The organism is Brevundimonas mediterranea, assembly GCF_014196125.1.
GTDB lineage: Bacteria > Pseudomonadota > Alphaproteobacteria > Caulobacterales > Caulobacteraceae > Brevundimonas > Brevundimonas mediterranea.
In genome coordinates this window covers 316,015-341,937 of the sequence record NZ_JACIDA010000001.1, presented here as the reverse complement: position 1 = coordinate 341,937, position 25,923 = coordinate 316,015, and the positions used below count along the sequence as shown (strand labels likewise).

Genomic DNA, 25,923 nt, shown 5'->3' with positions numbered 1-25,923 from the left:
TGATCCGAATCAAACCGTCACGCTTCGGGATCACCGTTCCGGAAGCGCCATTTCATCGCCAGCACGCCCGAGGCCATAACCAGGGCGCATGAGTTGGCGATGGTCACCGGCCAGGCCTGGGTCATGACGCCGTAGACGACCCACAGGGCGAAACAGGTCACGGTCAGGGAATAGGTCTTCAGACTGACCGAGGAGGCGTCGCGTTCCTTCCAGATCTTGACCGCCTGGGGCGCGAAACTGGTCACGGAGCAGACCGCTGCGGCCGAGCCGACGATATTGGCGATCAAGTCGCTCATGCCGCATTCCCAGCGGCCGCGACCGCCCGATGTCAGGGCCGGGATACAGGCGGCGGCCGCCGCGCCTGCGTCGCCTGTTCGAAGGCGTAACCGAGAGAAAGGATGCGCGCGTCATCCCATTTTCCACCTATAAAGCTGAGACCTACGGGCATATTCTGATCAAACCCCATCGGCACGGTCAGGTGGGGATAGCCGGCGACGGCGGCCAGACGGCTGGCGGCGCCCTGCATGTCGTCGTCGTCCCTGGGGTCATTGGTCCAGGCGCGCGAGGTGGTGGGGGCGACCAGGGCGGACAGGCTGTGAGCCCGCATCAGCCGGTCGATCCCTTCTTCTCCCGCCAGTCGCAGCGAGGTGGCGCGGGCCTGGATATAGTCGGGGTCGTCCAGTCCGCCCATGGCCTGGGCCTGTTCAAAGATGTCCTGGCCGAACAGCACGGTCTCGCGCGGCTCAGCGGCATTGAAGGCGATGACCTGGGCCAGGGTGCGTGTCCTGACCTGGGTCGGGTCGGTCGAGGCCAGATAGACGTTCAGATCGTGCTTCAGTTCGTACAGCAGCACCTTGAACTCGGCCTCGCCCAGGGTGCGGCCGTCAGGCCCCTCCGGCAGATCAACCAGAACGGCGCCGGCGTCGCGCAGGACCTGGAGGTTCTGCTCGAACACCGCCTGGGTCTCGGGCGAATAGCCCTTGAGGAAACGCATCACCCCGATGCGCGCGCCGCGCAGCGCGTCGGTGTCGAGGGCGGCGACATAGTCCGTCTTGCGCGCATCGGCCTCGACCGTGGCGGCGTCGGCGGGGTCCGAACCGGCGATGACGGTCAGCACCCGCGCGGCGTTGCGAACGGTCGCCGCCATCGGGCCTGCGGTGTCCTGGGAATGGCTGATTGGTACGATGTGGGTGCGCGAGACCAGGCCGACCGTGGGCTTGAACCCGACGATCCCGTTGACCGAGGCCGGACAGGTGATCGAGCCGTCCGTCTCGGTGCCGATGGCCGCCGGCGTCAGGCCCAGGGCCACCGCCGCACCGCTGCCGGAGGAGGAGCCGCAGGGGGTGCGGGCGGGATCATAGGGGTTCAGGGTCTGGCCGCCGACCGCGCTCCAGCCGCTGATCGAGTCCGACGAGCGGATATTGGCCCATTCCGACAGATTGGTCTTGCCAACGATGACCGCGCCCTCGGCCCGCAGCCGGGCGACCAGGGGCGCGTCGCGGCCGGGCGCATTGGCGGACAGGGCCAGAGACCCGGCGGTGGTCGGCATGTCCGCCGTCTCGATATTGTCCTTCAGCAGGATCGGCATTCCGGACACGGCGGAAACGCCGCGGCCGGTCGGCGAAGAGGCGCTCCAGCGCAGGACCGAATGGGCGCTGTCGTCCAGGCGGCCGGCCGCGACCACCGCTGCGGCGGACGGATATTCCCCGGCCTGACCGCCCGCCCCGGCCGCGCATCCCGCCAGGGACAGCGCGACCGCAGCCGCGAGGATCAGTCGGCGGCCGGTTCCGCCCGCTTGCCGATCGTGCGGTCCAGGAAGTCGAGGTAGGTGCGCCATTGCTGAAGTTGCCTCGGTTCGCCGCGGACGCCGTGTCTCTGGCCGGGATAGAGCATCATCTCGAACGGCGTGCTCTTGGCCTGAAGGGCGTCGATTACGCGGGTGGCGTTGCCGAAGATGACATTGTCGTCGGCCATGCCGTGCAGGATCAGCAGCCGGCCGGTCAGATCGTCCAGGCGCGGCAGGACGTCGGTGGCGGCGTAGCCTTCGGGGTTGTCCTGGGGCGTGGACATATACCGTTCAGTGTAATGGGTGTCGTACAGGCTCCATTCGGTCGGCGCCGCGCCCGCCAGGGCGGCCGCCAGATCCGCATCCTTGTCGGTCAGGGTCAGCAGGCTGAGGAAGCCGCCGAAGCTCCAGCCCATGACCGCGATATGGTCAGGATCGACATAGGGCAGCGTCTTCAACCATTTGGCGGCCAAAGCCTGATCCTCGACCGCAGGAATGCCCAGGCGACGATAGATGCTGGTCTCGAAGGCCTGGGACCGGTCGCCTTCGCCGCGGTTGTCGACCCGGAAGACGATATAGCCGGCCTCGGTCAGCAGCTGGTTGGTCAGGGGCTGCCAGCTCTTCTGCACGCCCGCGCCCGTGCCGGGGCCGCCATAGACCTGCATCACCACCGGATATTTCTTGGTCGGATCGAAATCGGGCGGGGTGGTCATGCGCCAGACCAGGGTCTCGCCGTGGCTCTGCATCGTGCCGAACTCGGGCGTGCGAAGACGCGAGACATAAGGGGCGAAGGCGTGGGCGGCGTCGAGCTTGTTCTCCTCGATCCAGCGCACGCGCGTGCCGTCGATCCGGTACAGGGCCGACTGGGGCGGGGTCTTGGGATCCGAATAGTTGCCGACATAGGCCGTCGCCGGCCCATTGACCGAGACGTTCCACCAGCCGCCGGCGGGGGTCACCGCCACCGGATCGACGGTGCGGTTCAGGCTGGCGCGGAACATCTGCTGTTCGATCGGCAATTCCTTGCCGTCGCGCATCGAGGCGGTGAAATAGACCTCGCCGGTCTGTTCGTTGACGCCGTCCAGATGTTTGACCGGATAGTCGCCGCGCGTGATGGCGCGCAGGCGCCGACCGTTGCGGTCGTACAGATACAGGTGGCGCCAGCCGCTGTCCTCGTTCGACCAGATGAACCGGCCGTCCGCCAGGACATGGAAGTCGTTGTTCAGATCGACCCAGGCCTGGGCCTTCTGGCTGAGGATGACGCGCGCGGCGCCGGTGGTCGGATCGACGCTGAGCAGGTCCAGCGTCTTCTGGTCGCGCGACTGGCGCTGGACATACAGGGTCTTGCCGTCGTCGGCCCAGTCGACCCGCGCCAGATAGATGTCGGTGTTCGCCCCCAGGTCCACCTTGACCCGCGCGCCGGTCTGCAGGTCGCGGACATAGAGTTCGACCACGGCGTTGGGACGGCCGGCGCGGGGATAGCGCTGCTCGACCATGGTGGCGCCGGCGCCGGTGATCTCGAAGCGCGGCACGATGTCCACCGGGCTTTCGTCCACACGGGTCAGGGCGATGTAGCGTTCATCGGGGCTCCACCAATAGCCGGTGTCGCGGTCCATCTCTTCTTGGGCGATGAACTCGGCCGTAGCCCAAGTGATCAGGCCGGCGCCGTCGTCGGTGATCGGCGTCTCCTGGCCGGTCGCCAGATCATAGATCACCAGGTTCTGGTCGCGGACCCAGGAGACATAATTGCCCTTGGGCGAGACCTTGGCGTCGATCTCGTCGGCGGCGGTCTCGGTCAGGCGGCGCACCTTGCCGTCGGCGCGGCTGGCCAGGAAGATGTCGCCTTCCAGCGGCGCCAGGATGTAGCGGCCCTGCTGGTCCCAGGAATAGTCGACGACGCCTCGGGCGCTGATCCGCATCCGCTCGCGCCGGGCCTTCTCGGCCTCGGACAGTTCGCCGGCGTCGGGCGCCAGGGCGCGGGCGTCGATCAGCTTGTAGGCCTCGCCCTCGCCGGTCGGGGCGGCCCACAAGTCCTGGACGTCCACATTGTCTTCGCGCGAGCGCAGGAAGGCGACCAGCTGGCCGTCGGGCGACAGGCTGACCCCCTTGGCCACCGGGCCGTTCAGGCTGGGGCTGGAGAAGACCCGCTCGGGCGTCAGGATGTTGGAGGGCGTCTCCTGGGCGACCGCTGAACCGGCCGAGAGGAGGATGGTCGAAGCAAGAAGAACTGTGCGCATGGTCGGCGACGCTAGCGGCCCTTCTGCAAGCCGTCACGAGGAAAAGTCGCCGTTCAAGCGACGGCTTTTCCTTCCCTGCGAGCGGGTCTCAGATTAGAGAGGCGTACGATGACCGACGCCGCCCTCTCCCCCGTTCCCGTCAAAGCCAGCCCGTTCAACGAACTGGAGGTTCTGTGGGTCCGCCACTGGACCGACAGTCTGTTCAGTTTCGGCGTGAAACGGCCCGAGGATTTCCGCTTCCGTTCGGGCGAGTTCGTGATGATCGGCCTGCCCGGCGAAGACGGCGGCAAGCCCGTCCTGCGCGCCTATTCCATCGCCAGCCCCTGCTGGGCCGAGGAGCTGGAGTTCTTCTCGATCAAGGTCGCCGACGGCCCCCTGACCTCGCGCCTGCAAAAAATCGTCCCCGGGGACACGGTGCTGATGGGCAAGAAGCCGACCGGCACCCTGGTCCTGGACGCCCTGACCGGCGGCGAGCGGCTGTTCCTGATCGGCACGGGCACGGGCCTGGCCCCCTGGCTGAGCGTGGCGCGTGATCCCGAGACCTATTCCCGCTTCGGCCACGTCTATGTGATCCACACGGTGCGCAGCGTCGCGGACCTGGCCTATCGCGATTTCTTCACCCGCGAGATCCACGACGATCCGCTGATCGGCGACGAGGCCAAGGCGCAGCTGACCTATTACCCGACGGTCACGCGCGAGGAATTCCAGACCCCGGGCCGGATCACCGATCGCATCAAGTCGGGCGACTTCTTCCGCGACCTGGGCCTGCCGGAAGGTTTCGACCCCGCCCGCGACCGCGCCATGCTGTGTGGCTCGATGGCCATGATCAAGGAAGCCGGCGAACTGCTGGAGACCTATGGGCTCAAGGAAGGCTCAAACGCCGAACCCGCCGACTATGTGCTGGAACGCGCCTTCGTCGGCTAGGGGTTGAAAAGTCCGCCCATCCCGGCGAAAGCCGGGGCCATGCACCACCCTGCCCCCGTCGCTGTACAAGTCGCCGTCGACGCCCGCGTCGATCCCGCCGAATGCCAGTCGATGGCCGAGGTCCGCCAGGGCGTCGACGCCCTGGACCGCGCCCTGGTCGCCCTGCTGGCCGAACGTCAGCGCTATATGGAGGCGGCCGCCCGCATCAAGCCCGACCGCGACGCCGTCTTCGACCAGGCCCGCATCGACGACGTGGTGGCCAAGGTCCTGATCGCCGCCGAGGCCCAGCACCTGTCGCCCGACATCGCCGAGCCGGTCTGGCGGCTGCTGATAGACCGCTGCATCGCCCACGAGTTCGCGATCTACGACCGGACTCGAAGCTAGGCTTTAAGCCCCCTCAACATAAGCTCGTGGCGATACGCCGCCACGTCAGCCAGGGCTATATCCAACGCCGTCTTGACCCGCTCCAGCGCCGGCGCGGCCAGGGCCTGTTCGGCCGTCTCCGCCTCGGCGCAGATCGCCGCCAGATCGCCGGCGCCGATCCCGGCTGCCGCGCCCCGGATCGTGTGAACCCCGTCGCGCCAGCCGTCGATTTTCGGATTCAGCAGGGCGGACCAGAGGGCGGCCTGTTCGACGAACAGGCCCAGCACCTCTTCTGAAATCGACGCGTCGCCGCCGGTCATGCCCTCCAGCACGCTGAAGTCGACGGCGCCGGTCAGGTCGCGGCGCGCCATCAGGCGGCTTCTTCCTCGCCCTTGGCCAGACGCGAGTTCTTCGACGACCACAGCAGATAGATGGCCACGCCGATCAGGTTCCAGACGACGAAGCCCACCTGAGTGACGGGTTTCAGACTCAGGAAGAAGACGATGCAGCCGATCACGCTGATCGCGCCGACCAGGGGCCACAGCGGCGCCTTGAACACCCGTTTGCGATTCGGCTCGCGAATCCGCAGCACGACCAGGCACACCCCCACCGAACAGAAGGCCGCCAGGGTGCCGGCGTTGGCTAGGGAGGCCAGTTCGTCCAGCGGCAGCAGGCCGGCCAGGATCGCCACCACCACAGCCGTAAAGACCGTCACCACCGCCGGCACGCCGCGCGCCGACACCTTGGCCAGGCGGCGCGGCAGCAGGCCGTCGCGCGCCATGCCCAGGAAGATGCGGCTCTGACCGAACAGAAAGGCCAGGAGCACGGTCGGAAGCGCGATCACCGCCGCCGCCGCGATCCACTGGGCCGCCGTCCCCTGCCCCATCTGGCGCAGGATCAGGGCCAGGGGCTCGGGGCTGTCGGCGAAGTCCGCCACCGGCCGGGCGCCGATGGCGGCGGCCGCGACCACCAGATACAGGGCCGTGCAGACCAGCATGGAGCCGACGATGCCGATGGCCAGGTCGCGCTCGGGCTTCTTGGTCTCTTCGGCCGCCGTCGAAATGGCGTCGAACCCATAGAAGGCGAAGAAGATGATCGCCGCCGCCGCCATCACCCCCGTCTGGACGAAGGGGGCGCCGAAGCCGTTGGGCATGAAGGGGGTGAAGTTCTCCGTCTTGAAGGCCGGCAGGGCGATGGCGACGAAGACGACCAGGGCGGCGATCTTGATCACCACCAGCACGGCGTTCAGGGTCGCGCTCTCCTTGGTGCCCAGCAGCAGCAGGCCCGTCACCACCCCGATGATGGCCACGGCCGGCAGGTTGATGATCCCGCCGGCGTGGGGCCCGGCGACCAGGGCGGCCGGCAGATCGACGCCCAGACCGCTGAGGAAGCCGACGGCGTAACCGGACCAGCCCACCGCCACGGCGCTGACCACCAGCGAATATTCCAGGATCAGGCTCCAGCCCACCACCCAGGCGATCATCTCGCCCAGGACGGCGTAGGAATAGGTATAGGCGCTGCCCGCCGCCGGCATCATGGTCGACAGTTCGGCATAGGCCAGGGCGGCGCAGGCGCAGACCAGGCCGGCCAGGCCGAAGCTGATCAGCACCGCCGGCCCCGCCAGCCCCGCCCCGACCCCGATCAGGGTCAGAATGCCGGTGCCGACGATGGCGCCCACGCCAAGGGCCAGCAGATGCGGCCAGCTGAGCGTCGGTTTCAGCCGCGGCCCGTCGTGCGGCGCCGTCATGACGTCGATCGAACGACGCCGGTTCCAGAAGGCCATGATGCTTGCTCCCCCGCCGCCCCACGCGACCGATTCCTGACGGACCATGCCCGTCAAAGAAAGTTTGCGAAAGCGCTTGCCAACCCCCCAAGGGCTGGGTAGTAGGAGCGCCCTTCGGCAAGGCCTCTCGCCCCCGAAGACGAAGACGACCGGTCGGGTGATTAGCTCAGTTGGTAGAGCAGCTGACTCTTAATCAGCGGGTCGTAGGTTCGAACCCTACATCACCCACCATCGTCTTTTTGATTTCGTTGAAATTTTTGCCCAACCTTCCCGGTCACCGTTTCTCCAGTCGAGAAAAACGGTGAGGCTGGCGTCAAGCCTCGTCGGATTTTCCGAGCAACACTCGGATGTCCGGCGATAGGCGGAATCTATCGCCGAAAGGCCCGATAGGCCTTAGCTGCTACGACCCCGCAAGGCTGTGGGTATCAACCCGCTCGAACCCAACTGAGGATCGTCTGGTTTTCGAGCGGAAGGGACAGGAGAGATGACCGACGAAAGCTACCCCCGAGACGCTTTCTACGCCCCCAGGAAGCCGGCAGGTACCTGAGGCTCTCGGATCCCACGCGGGAGAAGCATAGGAGCTGCGGTAACGGGCCATCCAGCGTGCTGGCGCTCACGACGCCCCTAGCGGGCGTTCAATTTCAGCCGCGGCGCCTATAGACCGACCCCGCGCCGTCTGACCCCCGAGGTTCGAAACCGAAGTAAGTTCGAACCCTGCAGGCTTACAACTGAGGCTCGTCCCGGCGACGGTCCGGAAGCCTTCAAGGCTCTTCACGACGTAGCCCCCGAAAACAACAGGGAGACCTGGCCGCAGGCGTGCCGGTGCGCCCGACATTCCTCTTCCGGAGCGAATGGGGTCAGGACTCGACGATGGGTCCGGGTCTCGGCCAGGATAGTGGTGAACATGCGGGGCGCCTCGTCATGAAGACGCGACGAGCCTGTTCAGATGCAGGCGACGCGGATGCCCGGTCCGCCGACTTTCGTCGGACGTGCGGTCCTCCCAACCTTCGCGAGCGGAGGTTTCAGACCCAGGCCTGTCTGCGCCTCATTCGCCAAGATGTTGCGACCATGGCCGCCAGGCTTTCGCCTGCGACCTCAACCTGTCCAAGGCGCCGAAAACGCCCCTGCGCGCGCCCCCTTTGCAACGTCGGCATTCAGATCGAGCCCTGACCCTAGTTGAGATTGTAGCAACGCGAGGTTGGAACATTCTGATCTGTGGACGGGTCGGGACCGATGACGAGACAAACGGTGACCTTGCCTCGCTTCTGGACCGTCACGATCGGCCCCTTTTCGCCGACATAGGCCGAGACGACCTTCGCCCCATCGTCCAGCAACGCTGCAAGCGACCTGTTCACAGGCTCCAGAACCGTGGGGTATTCGAGGGCGTTGAGCGGAGCCCTGACGCTGGTTTCGGGCGGCCAGGCTTGAGCGCCCGTCGGAGTCTGCGCAACCGTGTAGGGAACGCTCTGGGGCAGCAGCAAGGCGAGGGCCAGGACGACGTCGAACATGGGGGCTCCAGTCAGAGTTATGCAGTCGCGGCCCGTCCGCCGGGCCGGGCCTGGACCATCATATTGGCGATAAACGTCATGACGACGACATCGTCCTGATTGAATACTGTGACGGCGCTCTTGACGAGGCCCATGGTCGGGCGGCTTTCCGAACGACGCGCCTCGATCACCTGGGTTTCACAGCGAAGCGTGTCGCCGGGGTAGACCGGCTTGAGCCAGCGCAGGGTGTCGATCCCCGGCGAGCCGAGAAGCGCCTGTTGACGCTCCTGACCATGGGCGACCGTCATGGCCATGGTCATGGCGCAGGTATGCCAGCCGCTGGCGGCGAGCCGCTTGAACGGGGTTTTCGCCGCAGCCGCATCGGACAAATGGAAAGGTTGCGGGTCGAACTTTTCGGCGAAGGCGATGACTTCCACCCGATCGACAGCATAGGCGCCGAAGCGGGCCGTGTCGCCCACCGCGATATCCTCGAAATACTCCAATCTCAGCTCCTGTCCTCTGTCGGTGTCATCACCAATTCCGTCAGCGCTAGGAGTCTCGGCTCAGCCGGCGAACGCCCGAACCGCCGCTCCATCCCCGGTGTCTGTCTCAAGGTTCAGCTCGACTGATCGCGCATGGAGTTCGCCGCCGCACGCGGAACAGGCCAAGACCGGACGCATGTCGTGATCGCAACCGCGATGACGGAACAAGGGGGCGGGCGCATGATCTTCGGTCAGGTACGCCTGGCCCCAACTTGCAAGCGACAGGATGACCGGAAACAGGCCCTGCCCTCTCGACGTAAGCCGATACTCATGTCGGATCGGACGATCCTGGTAGACCGTCCGGGCCAGGACGCCATGGCCCACGAGCAGCGCCAGGCGCTTGGCCAAAACATTGCGCGCCATCGCCGATCGGCGCTGAAAATCCTCGAAGCGCCTGACGCCCAGAAAGGCGTCACGCAGAATCGTCAGGGCCCACCGATCGCCTACGACCGCGAGCGCGCGTTCCATGCCGCAGGTCGATCGTGCGAGTTCTCCGGATTTCATCGCCTTCGAGTAGCGTTGACTCCGTCCTCTTTCAAGACTTACCGATAGGTCGGGATTGTTCGGGAGAGCGAAGATGACCGCTGCGACGAGCGACTTGACCGGTCTGGACGGCCTGGCCCAGGTGCAGGCGATTCTCCGGGGCGATCTCAAGGCGCCGATCGGAGAGACGCTGGCGTTCGACCTGATCGAGGTCGAACGCGGGCGGGTCGTTTTCGAAGGGCGTCCCAGTCGCGCGGTCTATAATCCCATCGGTTCGGTTCACGGCGGATACGCCGCCACTCTGCTCGATACGGCTTGCGGCTGCGCGGTCCATTCCACTCTGGAGGTGGGCGAGGGCTTCACCACGCTTGAGTTGAAGGTGGCCTATCACCGGGGCATGAGCGACACGAGCGGCCCCGTCCGGTGCGAGGGAACGATCGCCTCCCGGGGCCGGCGCGTCGCCTTCGCCGAGGCCCGGTTGGTGGACCGTCAAGGACGGCTCTGCGCCAGCGCCACCTCCACCCTGCTGATCTTCCCGCTGGAGCGGCCGTGAGTTGAACGAGACCGGCTTTCAGCGGTCGGCGGCCGAGGCCATGACCATGAGCCTTGCGCGATCCATGATCTCGATGCGCCCGTAGGCCTGTCTGATGACACCGGCCTGCGCCATGCCTCTCAGGCCGCGGTTGAGGGTCTGGCGCGAGACGCTCAACATCACCGCGAGATCCTCCTGACGAAGGGTCAGGACGCCGCCGTCGGCCTGGGTTCTGCCCTCCAACAGCTTGGCCAGACGCACCTCGAACGGCAGGGCCACGGTCTGGGCGATGAAATCCAAGGCGACCCGCTGGTGCCGGCAGGCCAGCCGCCCGACATCCAGATAGAGGGCTGGGGTCGTCTCCGCGAGCCGACCAAACACCGCCATCGACAGGTGAAGCACGCGTGCAGTGCCCGACGCCGCCGCATCATGCGGACGCGGACCGCCGTCCAGGGTCGAGACCTCGCCGAACCAGGCGCCCGGCCCCAGGATCAGGGCTACGAACTCAACGCCTGGCGCGGGATAGGCCTTGAGCCGGACTTGCCCTTCAAGAACAGCCCAGAGGCCGTTCGGCGGGTCTCCGAAATCATAGATCCGCCCCCCGTCCGGGACCACACGCGCCTGGGCCTGATCCAGCAAGAGGGCGCGCCGCTGGGGCGGGAGATCGCCGAACCAGGAATCGGTTGCGAGCACGGCGAGGTCGGCGGCGTCCATCTCCCATGGTCGCCGCCGGCGCCAGATTGTCAAGTTTGCGACATTCTCATCTTCCTTGCTGTGTCACCGTGAACGCAACAACAAGGACGACAACGGGAGAATCCAGCATGACCACGGCCTTGAAGACGGTCTCGGCGGACGACGCCGTCTCCCCCGAGGAATGGGCGTTGCGCGTCGATCTGGCGGCCGCCTACCGGCTGGTCGCCCTCTACGGCTGGGACGACCTGATCTTCACCCACCTGTCGGCGCGCGTGCCGGGTCCCGAGCACCATTTCCTGATCAATCCGTACACCCACATGTTCGAGGAGATCACCGCCTCGTCCCTGGTCAAGATCGACATCGACGGGAACAAGGTCTCGGACAGCCCCGCACCGGTGAACCGCGCCGGCTTCGTGATTCACTCGGCCATCCATGCGGCGCGCGAGGACGCGATGGCGGTCCTTCATCTGCACACCCCGCACGGGCAGGCGGTGTCGGCGATGGCCGAAGGGCTCTTGCCCCACACCCAGACGGCGATGATCGCCGGGCGCGACGTCGCCTATCACGACTTCGAGGGGATCGCGACGGACCTGGACGAGCGCGAGCGGCTCGTGGCCGACCTCGGCGATCGCCACGCCATGATCCTGCGCAACCACGGGACCCTGACGGTCGGCTCGACCGTGGCCCAGGCTTTCATCCGGATGTATTTCCTGGAACGGGCCTGCGAGGCCCAGGTGCTGATGCTCAGCGCGGGACGAGACGGTCTCAACACGCCGAACCAGGGCGTCGCCGAAAAGGTCCAGGCGCAGTCGGGGGCCGAGGCCATGACCATGGTGTCCGACACGCTGGCTTGGCCCGCCCTGCTGCGAAAGCTCGATCGGATCAATCCCGGTTTCCGGGACTGAGGACGCCGCCGCCGCGGGCCGCCCCCGCTCCATCTCGATTCCGCCAACGACGGGAGAGCCAAAGCCTTGGCCCACTACGGCGACTACCAGAACGAACTCTATATGGCCGGGCTGAACGGGGTCTTGCCCAAGGTTCCGGTCGACTTCGCGACGCTGGAACACCGGGCCGCCGCAGCCCTGCCCGCCTCCGTTCTCAACTATGTCCAGGGCGGCTGCGGCGATGAATTCACCCAGCGCAGCAACGCCGAGGGTTTTCATCGCTGGGGCCTGACGCCGCGTATGATGGTGGACACCTCGACGCGCGATCTGTCGATCGATCTGTTCGGCCTGACCCTGCCCCACCCGCTCTTCATGGCGCCGATCGGCGTGGCGGGCCTGTGCGCCCAGGACGGACACGGAGACCTGGCCGCCGCCCGTGCCGCTGCGGCGACGGGAGTTCCGCTCACCGTCTCGACGCTGACGAATGATCCGCTCGAGGATGTCGCGCGCGCGCTGGGCGAGACGCCGGGTTTCTTCCAGCTCTATACCCCTAAGGACCGTGATCTGACCGAAAGCCTCGTCCGCCGGGCCGAAGCCGCCGGCTACAAGGCGATCGTCGTCACGCTGGACACCTGGCTGACGGGATGGCGGCCGCGCGACCTGAACAGCGGCAACTTCCCCCAACTCCGCGGCCATGTGCTGAGCAACTATTTCAGCGACCCTGTCTTTCTACGGATGCTGGAGAAGCCGCCGCACGAGGACCTTCCCGCCGCGGTCCGTCAATGGATGGCGACCTTCGGCAAGGTGCTGACCTGGGACGACATGACCTGGCTTCGGTCCCTCACCAAACTGCCGCTCGTGCTCAAAGGGATCTGCCATCCTGATGACGCCCGACGGGCGATCGACGGCGGGGCCGACGCCATCTACTGCTCCAATCACGGCGGACGACAGGCCAACGGCGGCATCGCCGCCATTGACCATCTGCGCGGCGTGGTCGCCGCATCCGGCGACACGCCGGTGCTTTTTGATTCCGGCGTCCGATCCGGGAGCGATGTCGTCAAGGCGCTCGCCCTTGGCGCCCGGGCCGTCGGCGTGGGCCGCCCCTATCTCTACGGCCTGGCCCTCGGCGGAGCGGATGGCGCCGCCCACGTCCTGCGCTCCATCCTCGCCGAAGCGGACCTGCTGATGGCGGTCAACGGCTATCCCACCCTCGCCGACGTTCGCGCCGCCGGCGCGGAGCGGCTGACTTGACCCGGCTCGCGTCCAGGGCGACGTCATGAACCGGCGGCGCCTCATGATCGCCGGCCTGGCGACGGGCGCGCTCATCGGCCCAGCCAGTTCGGTCTGGGCGTCACCTGGATCCTCAGCCCGCAGGAGCCCTGTCGTGTCCCAATCCTCCTCCCCAAGGCCGATGGCCCTGGCGTTCGACGTCTTCGGCACCGTGGTCGATTGGCGAACCAGCATCACCCGGGAGTCGGCCGGGTTTCTCCAGCGGATCGGCCGGGACGACGTCGATCCGGCCGCCTTCGCCGACGCCTGGCGCTTTCGCTACATTGAGGTGATGGCCGCCTATCGCACGTCGAACCGAGGGTATGTGACGCTCGATGTTCTTCATCGCGAGATGCTGGAAGACGCCTTGCGCGCCGAAGGCATCGACCCGACGCTCGACGAGGCGGTGCTGTCCGATTGGAACAGGGCCTGGCATCGGCTGGATCCCTGGCCGGACTCCGTCGAGGGTCTCACCCGGCTTAAGGTCGGCCTCCCAATCGTGACCCTGTCCAACGGCAACATCGGCCTGATGCTGGAAATGGCGCGCCGAGCCGGACTGCCGTGGGACGCCATTCTCGGCGCGGAGGTCACCCGAATCTACAAACCTGATCCTCGCGCCTATCTGGGCACGGCTGAAATTCTCGGACTTCGGCCGGAGCAACTCTGCCTCGTCGCCGCCCATCACAGCGACCTCGCGGCGGCGCGCGCCTCGGGGTTGCGCACGGCCTATATCGCCCGGCCGAACGAATACGGCGGCCGCCTGGCCCCGGACGCCGGCGCGGCGCAAGACTGGGACTGGTCCGCCGACAGCCTGACCGCCCTCGCGGCGCAGTGGAGCTTATGACTCGGAGAGGGCGCGCTCAGGCCCCCTACGTCGCCACGGCCGGCTCGTCTCCACGACTTAGGCCTGTCTTGCCGCCGATCCAGTTTCGCGTCTCCTCAAGGATCTCGCCGGACAGCGTCGGGTCATCGACGGTGCGCGCCAGTACAAGAGCCCCGACCAAGGACGCCCAGGCGCCGATCGCCGCCCTCCGGGCGTTGGGCGATTTCGTCTCGGCGATCGCCGAGGCTATGCGATCGATCTGTGATCTGAAGCCGGCGGTCATGGCGAGGCGCGCGGCGGGAGTCTGACGCCGGACGTCGGCGATCAAGGCCGCCGTGGGACACCCCTTGGCCACGCTGTCTCGGTGCAGTGGCGATAGATAGGCGTCGAGATAAGCATTCAGGTCATCAGGCCCTTGCAGGCCGCCGCTGAAAATATGAGCGATCGCCTGGGCGATGAGATCATCCTTGGACTCGAAGTGCCCGTAGAAGCCGCCGTGGGTCAGGCCCGCGGCCTTCATCACCTCAGCCACGCTGACCGCGTCAAAGCCCTTCTCCCGGAACAGCCAACCGGCGGCGTCCAGGATTCGCGTCCTGTTGGCCTGCATCTGCTCACGCGTCACTCTCATATCAAAACACTCCGAACTCTCTGTTGACTTATACATGACAGGCATCATATTTGGCAACAGATGACGGTCATCATGAATAAGGCCAATAAGGAGTCTACCCCCATGCCCGCTCTTCCCTCTGTCCTGATCACCGGCGCCTCCAGCGGCATCGGCGCTGTTTACGCCGACCGTTTTGCGCGTCGGGGCCACGACCTAGTGCTCGTCGCCCGGGACGATCAGCGAATGGAAGCCCTCGCCGCGACGCTGCGCGCCGAGACCGGAGTGTCGATCGACGTCGTGAAGGCCGACCTGACCCAGGCCCCGGATCTGAACGCGGTGGCCGGCCGCCTGCGTGAGGACGACACGATCGGTGTCCTGATCAACAACGCCGGCGCCGGCCTCAGCGGCCAGTTCGCCGATCAGTCCAGCGCCGCCCAGCAGAACCTGATCGCCCTGAACGTCTCAGCGGTCGTCGAACTCGCCAACGCCGTTGCGCCCCGCTTCGCCAAGGCTGGAAGCGGCGCCATCGTCAACATTGGCTCCGTCGTGGGGCTGGCGCCGGAGTTCGGCTTGACGACCTATGGCGCGACCAAGGCGTTCGTTCTGTTCCTCTCGCAAGGCCTGGCCTTCGAACTGGGGCCGAAGGGCGTTTACGTCCAGGCGGTCCTGCCCTCAGGCACCCGAACCGAAATCTGGGACCGTTCCGGGGCCGACCCTGCAAACCTGCCGCCCCTGATGGAGGTCGCGGACCTGGTGGACGCCGCCCTGGTCGGGTTCGACCGGCGCGAGCCCGTCACCATTCCCCCGCTCCAGGACGCCGGCCTGTGGGACGCCTTCCAGGGCGCCCGTCAAGCCATGCTGCCCGGGTTCGCCGCCACCGTCCCGGCGGACCGCTACCGCGGCTGATCCCGACACGCCTTTTCGCCTTTCAGACTGCGAGACATCCCATGACGCCCCCCGATCTGTTCTCTCCCTACGACCTCGGCCCCGTAACACTGTCCAACCGCATCGTCATGGCGCCCTTGACGCGCAATCGGGCGGGGCCGGGCTTCGTGCCCGGCGACCTCGCTGTGGAATACTATCGTCAGCGCGCCACGGCGGGTCTGATCATCGCCGAGGCGACCCAGATCTCGCAGCAGGGCCAGGGCTATCAGGACACCCCCGGCATCTATGACGCAGCTCAAGTCGAGGGCTGGCGCAGGGTGACCGACGCCGTGCATGCCGAGGGCGGCCGCATCGTCCTGCAACTCTGGCACGTGGGTCGGATCTCGCACGTCGATCTTCAACCCGGCGGCGCGGCGCCGGTCGCCCCGTCGGCGATCCGCGCCGAGACCAAGACCTTCGTCAACAACGGCTTTGTCGACGTGTCCGAGCCGCGCGCCCTGACGCTGGAGGAGCTTCCCGACATCGTCGACGATTTCAGACGGGCCGCGGCGAATGCGATCGCGGCAGGCTTCGACGGCGTCGAGATCCACGGCGCCAACGGCTATCTGCTGGACCAGTTCGCCAAGGACGGCGCCAATGCGCGCACCGACGCCTATGGCGGATCGGTCGAAAACCGCGCGCGCCTGATGCTCGAAGTCGCCGCCGGCGTCGCCGAGGAGATCGGGGCCGACCGCACCGGGATCCGGATTTCGCCCGCCTCGCCGGCCAACGGGGTCTCGTGCAGCGACCCGCAGCCCCAGTTCGACTATATCGTCGATCAGCTCAATGCCCTCGGCCTCGTCTACCTCCACGTGGTCGAAGGCGCGACCGGCGGGCCGCGCGACAATGCGGTCTTCGACTACGGTTCGCTGCGCCGCCGGTTCAAGAACACCTACATCGCCAACAACGGCTACGACCGCGCGCTCGCCGAGACCCGACTCATCCAGGGCGAGGCCGACCTGTTCGCCTTCGGTCGCCCCTTCATCTCCAATCCCGACCTGGTGGAACGGCTGAAAAGCGGCGCCGCCTTGGCGGATATCAATCCGGCGACCCTCTATGGCGGCGGCGCCGAGGGCTACACCGACTATCCCCGGCTCGACGCCCTCCGCGCCTGACCGACCGCCGAGCTGCGCCAAGGAATTCCCAATGAAAGCCTACATCCTCGACCGCTACGCCAAGAAGAGCGCCCTGCGTCTCGGCGAACGTCCTGACCCGGCGCTACGCAACAGCGATGTGCTGATTGAAGTTCACGCCGCTGGACTGAACCTGCTCGACGCCAAGATCCGCGACGGCGAGTTCAAGCCCATCCTGCCGTATCGCCCGCCCTTCGTGCTGGGCCACGACGTGGCGGGCAAGGTCGTGCGCGTCGGCCCGAGTGCGCGTCGATTCAAGGTCGGCGACGCCGTCTATGGCCGGCCGCGAGACGGCCGGATCGGAACCTTCGCCGAGTTCATCGCCGTCGATGAAGCCGATGTCGCGCTGAAGCCCGGCAACCTGACCATGGAGGAAGCGGCCTCCATGCCCCTTGTCGCCTTGACGGCCTGGCAGGTGCTGGTGGACCGCGCCCACCTGAGCCGCGGTCAGAAGGTCCTGATCCACGCCGGTTCCGGCGGGGTCGGCACGGTCGCCATCCAGTTGGCCAAACACCTCGGCGCCACGGTCGCCACGACGACCAGCGCCGCCAACGCCGATCTGGTCCGCAGCCTGGGGGCCGATGTGGTCATCGACTACAAGAGCCAGGACTTCGCCGCGCTTCTGACAGACTACGACGTGGTGTTGAACAGCCTGGACGGCGACACGCTCGAGCGTTCGCTGGAGGTGCTGAAGCCCGACGGCAAGCTGATCTCGATCTCCGGGCCGCCCGATCCCGCCTTCGCCAGGGCCCAGGGTCTGAACCCGGTGCTTCGATTGGTGTTGCGCCTGATCAGCCGCAAGATCCGGCACAAGGCGGCGGCGAAGGACATCGATTATTCCTTCCTGTTCATGGGCGCCAACGGCGAGCAACTGGGTCGGATCACCGCCTTGATCGAGGCGGGCGACATCCGCCCGGTACTGGATCGCACCTTCGCCTTCGCCGATCTCAACGCCGCCTTCGCCTACATCGAAACCGGCCGCGCCAAGGGCAAGGTCGTCGTCACCGTCAAGGCGGATGCGCAATGAGCGCCGCCCCCTTGCCCCCCGCGTCCGCAGAGACCTGGAACACCACCCCCAACCGGACGGTTGAAGCGGCGGGAACACGCTTCGCCTATCGTCGGCTCGGATCGGGCGACGGTCTGCCGCTGGTGATGCTGAATCACTGGGGGGCGACGCTGGATAATTTCGATCCGCGCATCCTGGACGGCTTGGCGACGAACCGCACCGTCTTCGCTCTCGACTATCGGGGCGTCGGCGCTTCTGGCGGCGAGGCGCCCGTCACGGTGGCCGAGATGGCGACTGATATGCTGGCTGTCGTCAGTGCTCTGGGCCTGACCCGGATCGATCTCATGGGCTTCTCGCTCGGCGGGTTCGTGGCGCAGGACATGCTTCGCCAGGCGCCCAATCTGGCGCGCAAGGTCGTCCTCACCGGGACCGGCCCGGCCGGCGGGAAAGGCATCAACAAGGTCGGGGCGGTGTCCACCCCTCTCATCATCAAGGGCATGCTGACCCTGAAGGATCCGAAGACCTATCTGTTCTTTACCTCAAGCCAGGCCGGGCGCCGCGCAGCCAAGGCGTTCCTCGAAAGGCTGAAGGAACGCCGCAGCGATAGGGACAAGCCGATCACCGTCGCCGCCTTCCGTCGCCAGCTGAAGGCCATCGAGTCCTGGGGAAACCTGGCGCCCCAGGATCTTGGCGCCGTCCGGCAGCCCGTCCTCGTCGCCAACGGCGATCACGACATCATGGTGCCCAGCGGCAACTCGACTGAGATGGCCCACCGCCTGCCGAACGCAGACCTCGTCCTTTACCCCGACGCCGGGCACGGCGGCATCTTCCAGTATCACGAGGCCTTCGTGCCCATGACGCTGAAGTTCCTCGACAACTGAGGCTGTCTTCGAACGCCCTCCTCACTCTCCCTCAAGGGATCCCAATGTCCGACACCCATCTGACCGCCCCCACCCGCCATGTCGACGTCGATGGCGATCGCTTCGCCTATCGTCGCTGGGGCAAGGCCGACTCAGGCCAGCCGCCCCTGCTGTTCTTCCAGCATTTCCGTGGAGGAATGGACCACTGGGATCCCTTGATGACCGACGGCCTGGCCGCCGGTCGCGAAGTCATCCTCTACAACTATCGGGGCAGCGCCTCCTCCTCCGGCACGCCCCGCAACACCATCGAGGACATGGCCGACGACGCCGCCAAGGTGATCGCCGCCCTCGGCCTGTCGCAGGTGGATGTGGTCGGTTTCTCGTTAGGCGGCATGGTCGCCCAGGAGTTCACCCGACGCCATCCCGACCGCGTGCGCAGGCTGATGCTTCTGGGCACCCAGCCGCGCGGCGGCAATCCCGACCCCGATCCGAAGATCTTCGAGGTCGCGCCGCGGCCGATCCCGACCGTCGACGACTTCCTGTTCCTGTTCTTCGGCCCGTCCGAAGCGGCCAAACAGGCCGGTCGGGCGTTCTGGGACCGTCGTCATCAGCGCGTCGACCAGGATCCGCCGAGTTCGCCCGAACTGATGATGGGTCAGATCGAGGCCAACACCGCCTTCGTCACTCCCCTGGATCCCGAACGACCGTTCGCCCACCTGGCCGAGATCACCCAGCCCACCCTGATCGTGAACGGCGTCAACGACGTGATGATCGCCACGATCAACTCCTGGCACATGGTGCAGAACATCCCGAACGCCCAGTTGATCGTCTATCCGGACGCCGGCCATGGGGCGCAGTTCCAGTATCCCGAGCGCTTCCTGAAGCACGCCCTTCAGTTCCTCGAAGACTGATCGGCGCGACCCGACGCCGAGCGCCCCAACCCTCGACGAAGATGGCTTGCCGCATGACCTACAGGTGTTTCGGAAAGACGGGTGTCTCAGCTCGCGCCGGGGACAGGCAACTTCGGCATGGGTTGGGGCCACGGCGCTGATGTCGAGACCAGCACCGCCATCTTCTACGCCGAAGCGGGCGGTAATTTTATTGATACGGCTGATCATGGGAACCTTCCCGCACATTCGACACGTCGCCGGAAAGAGGCGCCTGCGAGACCTGAGCACACCGCGTTTCCGAAGCTTGACCTGGGTCGTGTGTCGATTACCCTCGCAGCCCTCGATACATCGAGTTGGCTAGGGCACCGGGCCAGCTTTGCACCATGAACGGCGGGCGCTGCCGAACGATCAGGCGATCGCCCCATGCTCAGCATCGACAGACGTAGCCTTCTGGCCGCTAGCGCCGGCCTGCCCATAACCTCGACGCAGCCTCCAGGCGCCCGGCGCGCTCAAGGCATGCCGCATCTGCAGTTGAGGCCGACGGTCCACACCGGTTCCGAGCGGTGGCCCCTGGTCGAGCGCATGGCGCACCATGGCGTTCCAGGCGTCGCCATCGCCGTAATTCAGGCCGGGCGGGCGACCTTTGCTCAAGGGTTCGGAACGCGGGTCGCAGGAGAACGCGCCTCAGTCGGTCTGGACACGCTTTTCTCTGTCGGTTCGGTCAGCAAGGTCGCTACGGCGGCCCTCTGTCTCAAGCTGGTTTCGCTCGGAACGCTCGACCTGGACACAGATGTGAACCGATGGCTGAAGCGGTGGCGCCTTCCGTCTGAGCCGTCAGGCCGCGACGACCCTGTCACCCTGCGAATGCTGTTGTCCCACACCAGCGGTTTCAACATCCATGGCTTCGAGGACTATGCGCCGGCGGCGCCCTTGCCGACCCTGGTTCAGACCCTGAACGGCGTCTCTCCCGCCCTGAACAAGCCGCTTGCCAGGGTCGATCGACCCGGGCTCCGATCAAGATACTCGGGCGGCGGCTACATGGTCATACAGACTGTGATCGAAGACGCGACCGGCGAGGCGTTCGACCTCGTCGCGCAACGGTTCATGTTCGAGGCGTTGGGCATGCAGCGGAGCCGGTTCGTCGCATCGCCGGATGTCTCCATCCCCGACATCGCCCATGCGCATGATCGAAGCGGGCAGCCGGCTGCGCAACCGCGGGGGTGGCAGAGCTTTCCCGAACTCGCCGCGTCCGGCCTCTGGACGACCGCCGCTGACCTGTCCAAGCTGATCGTGAGCCTCGCCTCCAGCTATCGGGGACCTCACGGTTTCCTGCCGCAGGCTTTGGCTGCGGACATGATGACCGCAGTGACGCCAGGCTTTAACGGCTTGGGTCCGAGGCTTGCCGGAGACGGCGAGGCCAGGATTTTCCACCATGCCGGCGCCAATGACAGCTACAAGGCTTACATCGAAGGCAATCTGGCGAGCGGCGACGGCCTTGTCATTCTGACCAACGGCGCCAACGGCGACGTGCTCGGCGACGAGATTCGCAATGCGATCTCAGACGCCTTCGATTGGCCAGGGGACTGGTCGGTCAAACTAGGCCCAGCGCCTGTCGTGGATTTTCTGACAGACTACGTCGGCCAATACCGTCGTCGTGATGATCAGGACCCGACGTTGACCGGTTTTCTGGACACGGGTTTCAGCACGGACATGCTTGAACTGGTTCTCGTCGATGGGCAGTTGCACCTAAAGGCTGGAAATCGGCTCCGCCGCCTCGCCCCGGTGGACACATCGACATTCGTAATGCCCGATGGATACGTCCCAGCTGCGACCATGCGTTTCCAGCTCAACCGTCACGCCGACCGCAAGGTGAAGAGCTTGCGGGCCCTTGCGAGCAAGGATGTCCTGATCTTTGACAAGACTTGAGACGCGATGGTTTGACGGATCGCCAATACGCCATGAGCAGTCATGCGGATCTTGCCGTAAACACGACATTTGGCGTGTGAGCCGGACGTCCGCCTTCGGGCGCGATGCCGACTTCACGCGCCGATGACGAGCCCGCCAGAACAGCTGGTCAGGTGGAGGTCTTCCACACCGTCGCGGCGCACGCCGCAACGGTGTTCGGCTGGACAGAAGGGCATGCTCAACGCCCGAGAGGTCAATCCTAAGGTCGCCGCTCAATGGTCCAGTCGCCACCACGCTGCCCCGGCGTCAGCTCCCAACCGGGCCTAAGCGTCAGCGTCCAACCTCTGCCTTTAAGGCCGTCTTCAGTGCGAACCGCACCGGTGTGTTCGACGGACAGTCTCGACCAGTCGGTCGAAAGAAGCGCCGCCTTGTCGGCCTCCAGAACACCCCAGTCCGCCGCTACGCGAATGACGCCATACACGGTTCCCTCTGGCGGCAAGGGCGTCACCTTGTTGGGGTCGAAGCTGAAATTCGCGCCAGAAACAGGCGCGGTCAGCACCGATCCGTCTACCAGAGAGGCTCTCAGAGCTGCGATCCGAACGGCCTGCTCAAGCGCCCGTGCGGCTTCCTCGGCCTGGATGGCGGCCGCCCCATAGCGCAGACCGCTCGCGGCGAACGCCTCATCGTCGGACGGGATCTCCAAGCCCAAGGTCGTCGCCAATCGCGAGGGCAGCCCCTCGCGTCGGTCCCATGTCTTCTTCCAGTCGGGCGAAACCTCGTCGAGCAACACGCCATAGGCCGGCCCCGTGTAATAGGCGAAAGATCGGGCATACGCGCGCACCTGATCGCCACGGTCTAGGTGCGCCGTCAGATGGCGGATCATCTCGTCGTCGCGCGACAGAAGCCTTCCGGTGTATTCGGCGAGCCCCTCGTGCCGCTCCATGGCGTCCTCCGCGGCCTGCGCCTCAGGAAACCGGGCATAGCGCCAGGCGCGGAAGGTCAGGGCGTCGCGGATGGCGAGGTTTCTCTGCGTCGGATCTGTCGCAGCGACGGCCGTCGATAGGGCCCGGAGTTCAAGGCGCAAGGACACACGCCCGGCCTCGGTCGCGAGTTGGGGCTGGTCGGCGTTGACCGCCGCCAAACCGATCTGGTCCTGAACGCGATGCCAGGCCTCGTGCATCAGAAGGATGGAAAGCGCGGGCTCCTCCTTCGGCAAGGGAGAGAGCAACATGGTCCAGACGCGACCGTTCCAACGCACGGCGGTATTGGCGATAGGCACGCTATCGGGAAGATGTCCCCTGAAGACCTCGCCGTCCCGTTCAAGCGGCGCGTCCGCGCCGTCCATATTGGCGATGAAGTCTCGCGTCGCGGGGTCGGCGACAAGCATCGGGCCACACAGGCTCACGTTCCACGCTCGGCCTTGATCCGCTTCGCATAAGGACCGGGCGTGTTCGAAAGCCGACGTGGCCGACGCGGGATCCAGCCTTGACTGTGCGGCTGCACCGGTCGCCGGAAGCAGCAACAAGGAGGCTGCAGCCAAGCGGGCATGGCGGCGGACGGAGCGAAACGTCATGGCTGTCCTCAAGGATTTTTCAGCCCTCCATGAGGACGTTGGGAACAGTATGGTGGCGCTTGGCGCGGCATTATTGCGGCGAGACGAGGGATAAAATTCGACGCCCGTACGATCTGCGCTCCTCCGCATCTTTTCAGAGACGGGCGGCTCCGCAGGCCCCAAGCCCAGGCGCTTCCGAGGCGCCTCATCGTCCGACAGGAACCTCATCTGTCCGCAAGAAGGTCTCGCCTTCGAACGTCAAACTGTCCGGTCCGTCGAACGTCAGCACTTCGCCCTGGAAAGGCACCAGTTCGATGCGGACACTCTCTGGATCGGTGTAGGGTTCGGCTGCGGCGGACAGCACGCCGATGCGACCGATCAGCTGTTGGCCGGCCTCGTCGAGGTGCAGCGTCCCCATGGTCGGGCTCACATAGGTTCCGACATAGCGGCTCACGGGCCGGGACAGCGAGGACGGGCGTTTGGCGCGTTCCGCCCGTGCCGTCGCCAACCCGGCGCGCCTGCGGTCCCGACGCGAGACCAGGGTCGCCAGTTCCGTGGCATAGACAGCGTCCAGCTCCGGCCGCTCCGCAAAACGATCATAGACATAGTTCGCCACGACATCGGCGAGTTCCCCGGCGACCAGATCCTCGTTGACCAGGACCACCACGCCGAGACGCCGGTCCGGCATGAAGGACACATGGGCGCGCGATCCGGAGAAGTTTCCGAAATGATGGATGAGCCGATCGGGGCCGTACTGACCCGTCTGCCATCCGAGAGCGTAGCCGTTTCGGTGATAGGCGCCGAATTCGGCGTCTTGCGTCACCAGGGGGCGATGGGTCGAAGCGATCAGTCCAACGGGGAAGACCTGGCGTCCGTCGATCGCCCCGTCGTTGAGCTGCAGCTCGAGCCAGCGCGCCATGTCGTGAGCCGTTGAGACCAGGCCGCCCGCCGACTGCATGGTGGCGTCGACCTTCTGCAAAGGACTGACCCTCGGGGTCAGGCCATCTCCGAAATGGCCCGCCGCAAGGACATGATCGGCGCTCGCCTGCGAAATCCAGGCCGTAGTGTGGTCCATGCCGGCGGGCGCCAGCACTTCGTCTCGGACCATAGCGCGCCAGTCCCGTCCCGTGCGCGCTTCCAGCAAGGTGGTCGCCAGATTGTAGCCGGCGTTCGAGTACCGGAAAACGCCGTGCGGCGTGTCGTCTCGTTGTACGGTCGCCGCGACGAGGGCCAGCATGACTTTGGGCGAATGATCGCCGGAATAGGCGGCGCGGAAAGCCATGGGATTGTTGTCGAGACCGGACCTGTGGCTGAGCAGATCGGCGAGAGAGACGGATTCGGCCAGGCTGGGCGACAGACCCGTCTTCCCGATCCACGCGGAGAGCGGGACATCCAGGGCCAACTCTCCTCGTCTGGCCATGGCCGCAATGGCCAAGGCGGTGAAGGATTTGGTCGCGGAGGCGATGTAGAATTCGGTGTCGGCGTCGACCGGCGTCCCCGTTTCGACATTGGCGACGCCGTAGCCGGCGGTCAGGACGACGCCATCGCCGTCGACGACCGCAATCGCAAGCCCCGGCACGGCATCGATGGCCGTCACCGCCTTGTGAATGAAGGCGTCGATGTCGGCGGCTTCGGAGACACGCGAAGGATCGGCTTGGGCCGTAGAGGCGATGAGCAGGCTGACCGACACAAGGCCGGCGGCGAGGGAATGAAGAAATGTCACGACAACGGCCTTTGAATGAACGAGCGTTTCGATGTGCATCAGGGCGCCCGCCGTCGTCTTGAACGGAGGAAACATCGCCTCACGTCTTCAGAAGCCGGCGCAAAGCGCCGGGACTCCAGCCGCTGACCTCGCCGACCGCCCGTGTCATATGCGCCTGGTCGGAGAAGCCTTCCGAAACGGCGATATCGGCCAGTGCGGCGGAGGAGCGGATGATGCGGTCGATGGCGCGCGCCGCCCGCGCTTCGCGGCGCATCTGGGCCGGCGATCGCCCAAAGGCGCTTCGAAAGAGCCGCGCGACATGGACAGGGTGCAAATCCAGGGAGCGGGCCAGCCCCGCGATGGACAGATCCGGCTCGGCCATGAACCGATGGCGGGCTTTCTGTAAGCCAGGATTGATCGCGGGGGGCGCCTCCGAGCCCATCGCCCTGCCCCCATACAAGTTATATTCCCACGGCCCTGCCCCAGCCGCCCCTTCGAGCAGCGTCGCGCCAGCGCGCCGATTTTCCAACTGCGTCACGAAGTAGGATGTCGCCGGCTCGGCTGGCTCCTTACCATGCAAAGACAGCATCAGGGCCCCGTGTTCGCCGAACCGGTTCTCATGCTCGAAGCCCTCCGGCTTGCAACTCAGGCTCGCGCCGGCGACCGTTCGACGTCCATCGGAGCTGGTCTCCTCATAGGCGCCCACAAGCAGAAGGGAGATCTGAGACTCCATATGCCGGTGCGCCCGGCATTCCTCCTCCGGCGCATAGTGGGTCAGAACCAGACGATGGCGGCCGGTTTCGGAAACGACAGTTGTGATCATCAGGCCTCCTCAGTCAGGAGGCCCCGGCAATGCTGTTCGGATGCAGGAAACGGCGAATAAACGTCGATCGGCGACGGTTCCGACGGGGCGAGCCGCAGCGTCGTCTGAAGCGATCAGCCTTGGGGCCCACGGCCCTGCGCTTAGCGGAGGGCCTCCCCCCCAGCGGAAACCACAAGCCGACGCAGCAGGGCTTCCGTCTGATCCCTCTCATCACGATCAAGCTCGACCAAGGCGCTATCCGCCAGGGCGAATCGCTGATCGATGAACGCCTCCACCAGGTCAAACCCCTTAGGCGTCAGTTTCGCCATCAGGCGTCGGCGGTCTTCCGGCACGCCGTGACGGGAAACGAGGTCCGAGGACTCGAGGCGTCGAAGGCAGGCCGTGAGGCCGCCGGAACTCAGAAGCACGCGTTTGGCCAGTTCGGTCGGGGTCAACTCGAAGGGCGCACCAGCCCGGCGTAGCGTCGCGAGGACGTCGTAGTCGGAATAGGAGAGATGGTGCTCCGAGAGCAGCTGGGCGACGGCTTCTTCATAGCGCCGTCCTAACCAAAGAATGCGCCCTACCACGTGCAGTGCGCCTGCCTTGGTCGCTGGGCGCGCGCTACGCCAATCTGCGAGCACCGTATCGATCACGTCGGGACGGGATGATGTCGTCGTCATTCGATCACACTAACCCAGGGCTCGGGCCGGCACAAACCTTGACAGAAAGAATCTTTGCG

The 25,923-nt window shown here is 66.1% G+C and carries 26 protein-coding genes and 1 tRNA gene; 13 read left to right on the top strand and 14 right to left on the bottom strand.

The annotated features are described in order from the left end of the window. Window positions 1-17: 17 nt before the first annotated feature. The 3 genes from GGR11_RS01740 to GGR11_RS01730 are packed head-to-tail and all read right to left on the bottom strand — an operon-like array spanning window position 18 to window position 4,020. Window positions 18-296 carry a SemiSWEET family sugar transporter gene (locus tag GGR11_RS01740; RefSeq protein ID WP_183195137.1) on the bottom strand — a complete coding sequence of 93 codons (279 nt, stop codon included), beginning with the start codon at window positions 294-296 and terminating at the stop codon, window positions 18-20. 32 nt (window positions 297-328) lie between these two features. Continuing rightward, window positions 329-1,837: an amidase gene (locus tag GGR11_RS01735; protein WP_246331483.1), complete on the bottom strand. Its 1,509-nt coding sequence runs from the start codon at window positions 1,835-1,837 to the stop codon at window positions 329-331. Next, a complete protein-coding gene (locus GGR11_RS01730) occupies window positions 1,771-4,020 on the bottom strand; it encodes a S9 family peptidase (protein ID WP_183195136.1) in 2,250 nt (749 codons plus the stop codon). Before GGR11_RS01730 ends, GGR11_RS01735 begins: the two co-directional genes overlap by 67 nt. Before the next feature lie 108 nt (window positions 4,021-4,128). Here GGR11_RS01730 and GGR11_RS01725 point away from each other — a divergent pair, with 108 nt between their 5' ends. Together GGR11_RS01725 and GGR11_RS01720 are read left to right on the top strand one after the other, a co-directional pair. Continuing rightward, window positions 4,129-4,944 (top strand): ferredoxin--NADP reductase, encoded by an 816-nt coding sequence (locus GGR11_RS01725; protein WP_183195135.1) that lies wholly within the window; start codon window positions 4,129-4,131, stop codon window positions 4,942-4,944. A 39-nt stretch (window positions 4,945-4,983) separates the two neighbouring features. Further along, window positions 4,984-5,328, top strand: a complete 345-nt coding sequence (locus GGR11_RS01720; RefSeq protein WP_183195134.1) for a chorismate mutase — start codon at window positions 4,984-4,986, stop codon at window positions 5,326-5,328. On the opposite strand, the gene GGR11_RS01715 is transcribed toward GGR11_RS01720, so the two are convergent. Then, entirely contained in the window at window positions 5,325-5,678 is a 354-nt protein-coding gene (locus tag GGR11_RS01715) for an Hpt domain-containing protein (RefSeq protein WP_183195133.1), read from the bottom strand. The genes GGR11_RS01720 and GGR11_RS01715 overlap by 4 nt on opposite strands. Further along, window positions 5,678-7,090 (bottom strand): amino acid permease, encoded by a 1,413-nt coding sequence (locus GGR11_RS01710; RefSeq protein ID WP_183195132.1) that lies wholly within the window; start codon window positions 7,088-7,090, stop codon window positions 5,678-5,680. The genes GGR11_RS01715 and GGR11_RS01710 overlap by 1 nt, the downstream gene beginning before the upstream one ends. Window positions 7,091-7,245: 155 nt before the next feature. Between GGR11_RS01710 and GGR11_RS01705 the strand changes: the two genes are divergently transcribed. Beyond that, window positions 7,246-7,321: transfer RNA gene (locus tag GGR11_RS01705), tRNA-Lys, on the top strand. A gap of 941 nt (window positions 7,322-8,262) precedes the next feature. Here GGR11_RS01705 and GGR11_RS01700 read toward each other — a convergent pair. The 3 genes from GGR11_RS01700 to GGR11_RS01690 are packed head-to-tail and all read right to left on the bottom strand — an operon-like array spanning window position 8,263 to window position 9,587. Next, window positions 8,263-8,598, bottom strand: coding sequence for a hypothetical protein (locus tag GGR11_RS01700; protein WP_183195131.1), 336 nt, complete (start codon window positions 8,596-8,598; stop codon window positions 8,263-8,265). 17 nt (window positions 8,599-8,615) lie between these two features. Further along, window positions 8,616-9,080, bottom strand: a complete 465-nt coding sequence (locus GGR11_RS01695) for a MaoC family dehydratase (protein WP_183195130.1) — start codon at window positions 9,078-9,080, stop codon at window positions 8,616-8,618. A gap of 60 nt (window positions 9,081-9,140) precedes the next feature. Continuing rightward, a complete protein-coding gene (locus GGR11_RS01690) occupies window positions 9,141-9,587 on the bottom strand; it encodes a winged helix-turn-helix transcriptional regulator (RefSeq protein WP_246331481.1) in 447 nt (148 codons plus the stop codon). Window positions 9,588-9,696: 109 nt separating this feature from the next. On the opposite strand from GGR11_RS01690, the gene GGR11_RS01685 reads away from it, so the two are divergent. Beyond that, window positions 9,697-10,155 (top strand): PaaI family thioesterase, encoded by a 459-nt coding sequence (locus GGR11_RS01685; protein WP_183195128.1) that lies wholly within the window; start codon window positions 9,697-9,699, stop codon window positions 10,153-10,155. Window positions 10,156-10,173: 18 nt separating this feature from the next. Here GGR11_RS01685 and GGR11_RS01680 read toward each other — a convergent pair whose 3' ends face one another. Next, window positions 10,174-10,848, bottom strand: coding sequence for a Crp/Fnr family transcriptional regulator (locus GGR11_RS01680; protein ID WP_183195127.1), 675 nt, complete (start codon window positions 10,846-10,848; stop codon window positions 10,174-10,176). 107 nt (window positions 10,849-10,955) lie between these two features. Here GGR11_RS01680 and GGR11_RS01675 point away from each other — a divergent pair, with 107 nt between their 5' ends. From GGR11_RS01675 to GGR11_RS01665, 3 genes are all read left to right on the top strand, one after another. Then, complete coding sequence (locus tag GGR11_RS01675; RefSeq protein WP_183195126.1) at window positions 10,956-11,732, top strand: class II aldolase/adducin family protein; 777 nt, start codon at window positions 10,956-10,958, stop codon at window positions 11,730-11,732. 66 nt (window positions 11,733-11,798) lie between these two features. After that, window positions 11,799-12,962 (top strand): alpha-hydroxy-acid oxidizing protein, encoded by a 1,164-nt coding sequence (locus GGR11_RS01670; RefSeq protein WP_183195125.1) that lies wholly within the window; start codon window positions 11,799-11,801, stop codon window positions 12,960-12,962. Between the two features lie 133 nt (window positions 12,963-13,095). Continuing rightward, the gene (locus tag GGR11_RS01665; protein WP_343051041.1) at window positions 13,096-13,824 is read left to right on the top strand and encodes a haloacid dehalogenase type II; all 729 of its coding nucleotides are present in this window, start codon (window positions 13,096-13,098) and stop codon (window positions 13,822-13,824) included. 25 nt (window positions 13,825-13,849) lie between these two features. Here the strand turns inward: GGR11_RS01665 and GGR11_RS01660 are convergent, their stop codons facing one another. Beyond that, window positions 13,850-14,431, bottom strand: a complete 582-nt coding sequence (locus GGR11_RS01660) for a TetR/AcrR family transcriptional regulator (RefSeq protein ID WP_183196340.1) — start codon at window positions 14,429-14,431, stop codon at window positions 13,850-13,852. A 102-nt stretch (window positions 14,432-14,533) separates the two neighbouring features. Between GGR11_RS01660 and GGR11_RS01655 the strand changes: the two genes are divergently transcribed. The 6 genes from GGR11_RS01655 to GGR11_RS01630 all read left to right on the top strand — a co-directional run bounded on the left by GGR11_RS01655 (window position 14,534) and on the right by GGR11_RS01630 (window position 21,149). Further along, complete coding sequence (locus GGR11_RS01655; RefSeq protein ID WP_183195124.1) at window positions 14,534-15,316, top strand: SDR family NAD(P)-dependent oxidoreductase; 783 nt, start codon at window positions 14,534-14,536, stop codon at window positions 15,314-15,316. A 41-nt stretch (window positions 15,317-15,357) separates the two neighbouring features. Then, the gene (locus GGR11_RS01650; protein ID WP_183195123.1) at window positions 15,358-16,449 is read left to right on the top strand and encodes an alkene reductase; all 1,092 of its coding nucleotides are present in this window, start codon (window positions 15,358-15,360) and stop codon (window positions 16,447-16,449) included. Window positions 16,450-16,480: 31 nt separating this feature from the next. Next, the gene (locus GGR11_RS01645; protein ID WP_183195122.1) at window positions 16,481-17,494 is read left to right on the top strand and encodes an NADP-dependent oxidoreductase; all 1,014 of its coding nucleotides are present in this window, start codon (window positions 16,481-16,483) and stop codon (window positions 17,492-17,494) included. Beyond that, a complete protein-coding gene (locus GGR11_RS01640; RefSeq protein ID WP_183195121.1) occupies window positions 17,491-18,354 on the top strand; it encodes an alpha/beta fold hydrolase in 864 nt (287 codons plus the stop codon). Before GGR11_RS01645 ends, GGR11_RS01640 begins: the two co-directional genes overlap by 4 nt. A gap of 44 nt (window positions 18,355-18,398) precedes the next feature. Next, entirely contained in the window at window positions 18,399-19,244 is an 846-nt protein-coding gene (locus tag GGR11_RS01635; RefSeq protein ID WP_183195120.1) for an alpha/beta fold hydrolase, read from the top strand. Between the two features lie 402 nt (window positions 19,245-19,646). Continuing rightward, window positions 19,647-21,149 carry a serine hydrolase domain-containing protein gene (locus tag GGR11_RS01630; protein ID WP_183195119.1) on the top strand — a complete coding sequence of 501 codons (1,503 nt, stop codon included), beginning with the start codon at window positions 19,647-19,649 and terminating at the stop codon, window positions 21,147-21,149. Between the two features lie 238 nt (window positions 21,150-21,387). Here the strand turns inward: GGR11_RS01630 and GGR11_RS01625 are convergent, their stop codons facing one another. The 4 genes from GGR11_RS01625 to GGR11_RS01610 all read right to left on the bottom strand — a co-directional run bounded on the left by GGR11_RS01625 (window position 21,388) and on the right by GGR11_RS01610 (window position 25,864). Beyond that, window positions 21,388-22,863 carry a hypothetical protein gene (locus tag GGR11_RS01625; protein WP_183195118.1) on the bottom strand — a complete coding sequence of 492 codons (1,476 nt, stop codon included), beginning with the start codon at window positions 22,861-22,863 and terminating at the stop codon, window positions 21,388-21,390. A 22-nt stretch (window positions 22,864-22,885) separates the two neighbouring features. Further along, window positions 22,886-24,403: a serine hydrolase domain-containing protein gene (locus GGR11_RS01620; protein WP_343051039.1), complete on the bottom strand. Its 1,518-nt coding sequence runs from the start codon at window positions 24,401-24,403 to the stop codon at window positions 22,886-22,888. A 79-nt stretch (window positions 24,404-24,482) separates the two neighbouring features. Continuing rightward, on the bottom strand, window positions 24,483-24,764 hold the full coding sequence (locus GGR11_RS16970) for a helix-turn-helix domain-containing protein (protein WP_425485667.1): 282 nt from the start codon (window positions 24,762-24,764) through the stop codon (window positions 24,483-24,485). A 581-nt stretch (window positions 24,765-25,345) separates the two neighbouring features. Then, on the bottom strand, window positions 25,346-25,864 hold the full coding sequence (locus GGR11_RS01610) for a MarR family winged helix-turn-helix transcriptional regulator (RefSeq protein ID WP_183195116.1): 519 nt from the start codon (window positions 25,862-25,864) through the stop codon (window positions 25,346-25,348). Window positions 25,865-25,923: the final 59 nt, after the last annotated feature.

Excerpts from the sequence above, each read along its gene's own strand:
- GGR11_RS01740 (WP_183195137.1), bottom strand. The coding sequence starts at position 296 with ATGAGCGACTTGATCGCCAATATCGTCGGCTCGGCCGCAGCGGTCTGC.
- GGR11_RS01735 (WP_246331483.1), bottom strand. The coding sequence starts at position 1,837 with ATGGCGCACCTACCTCGACTTCCTGGACCGCACGATCGGCAAGCGGGC.
- GGR11_RS01730 (WP_183195136.1), bottom strand. The coding sequence starts at position 4,020 with ATGCGCACAGTTCTTCTTGCTTCGACCATCCTCCTCTCGGCCGGTTCA.
- GGR11_RS01725 (WP_183195135.1), top strand. The coding sequence starts at position 4,129 with ATGACCGACGCCGCCCTCTCCCCCGTTCCCGTCAAAGCCAGCCCGTTC.
- GGR11_RS01720 (WP_183195134.1), top strand. The coding sequence starts at position 4,984 with ATGCACCACCCTGCCCCCGTCGCTGTACAAGTCGCCGTCGACGCCCGC.
- GGR11_RS01715 (WP_183195133.1), bottom strand. The coding sequence starts at position 5,678 with ATGGCGCGCCGCGACCTGACCGGCGCCGTCGACTTCAGCGTGCTGGAG.
- GGR11_RS01710 (WP_183195132.1), bottom strand. The coding sequence starts at position 7,090 with ATGGCCTTCTGGAACCGGCGTCGTTCGATCGACGTCATGACGGCGCCG.
- GGR11_RS01700 (WP_183195131.1), bottom strand. The coding sequence starts at position 8,598 with ATGTTCGACGTCGTCCTGGCCCTCGCCTTGCTGCTGCCCCAGAGCGTT.
- GGR11_RS01690 (WP_246331481.1), bottom strand. The coding sequence starts at position 9,587 with ATGGAACGCGCGCTCGCGGTCGTAGGCGATCGGTGGGCCCTGACGATT.
- GGR11_RS01685 (WP_183195128.1), top strand. The coding sequence starts at position 9,697 with ATGACCGCTGCGACGAGCGACTTGACCGGTCTGGACGGCCTGGCCCAG.
- GGR11_RS01680 (WP_183195127.1), bottom strand. The coding sequence starts at position 10,848 with ATGGACGCCGCCGACCTCGCCGTGCTCGCAACCGATTCCTGGTTCGGC.
- GGR11_RS01675 (WP_183195126.1), top strand. The coding sequence starts at position 10,956 with ATGACCACGGCCTTGAAGACGGTCTCGGCGGACGACGCCGTCTCCCCC.
- GGR11_RS01660 (WP_183196340.1), bottom strand. The coding sequence starts at position 14,431 with ATGAGAGTGACGCGTGAGCAGATGCAGGCCAACAGGACGCGAATCCTG.
- GGR11_RS01655 (WP_183195124.1), top strand. The coding sequence starts at position 14,534 with ATGCCCGCTCTTCCCTCTGTCCTGATCACCGGCGCCTCCAGCGGCATC.
- GGR11_RS01650 (WP_183195123.1), top strand. The coding sequence starts at position 15,358 with ATGACGCCCCCCGATCTGTTCTCTCCCTACGACCTCGGCCCCGTAACA.
- GGR11_RS01645 (WP_183195122.1), top strand. The coding sequence starts at position 16,481 with ATGAAAGCCTACATCCTCGACCGCTACGCCAAGAAGAGCGCCCTGCGT.
- GGR11_RS01640 (WP_183195121.1), top strand. The coding sequence starts at position 17,491 with ATGAGCGCCGCCCCCTTGCCCCCCGCGTCCGCAGAGACCTGGAACACC.
- GGR11_RS01635 (WP_183195120.1), top strand. The coding sequence starts at position 18,399 with ATGTCCGACACCCATCTGACCGCCCCCACCCGCCATGTCGACGTCGAT.
- GGR11_RS01630 (WP_183195119.1), top strand. The coding sequence starts at position 19,647 with ATGCTCAGCATCGACAGACGTAGCCTTCTGGCCGCTAGCGCCGGCCTG.
- GGR11_RS16970 (WP_425485667.1), bottom strand. The coding sequence starts at position 24,764 with ATGGCCGAGCCGGATCTGTCCATCGCGGGGCTGGCCCGCTCCCTGGAT.
- GGR11_RS01610 (WP_183195116.1), bottom strand. The coding sequence starts at position 25,864 with ATGACGACGACATCATCCCGTCCCGACGTGATCGATACGGTGCTCGCA.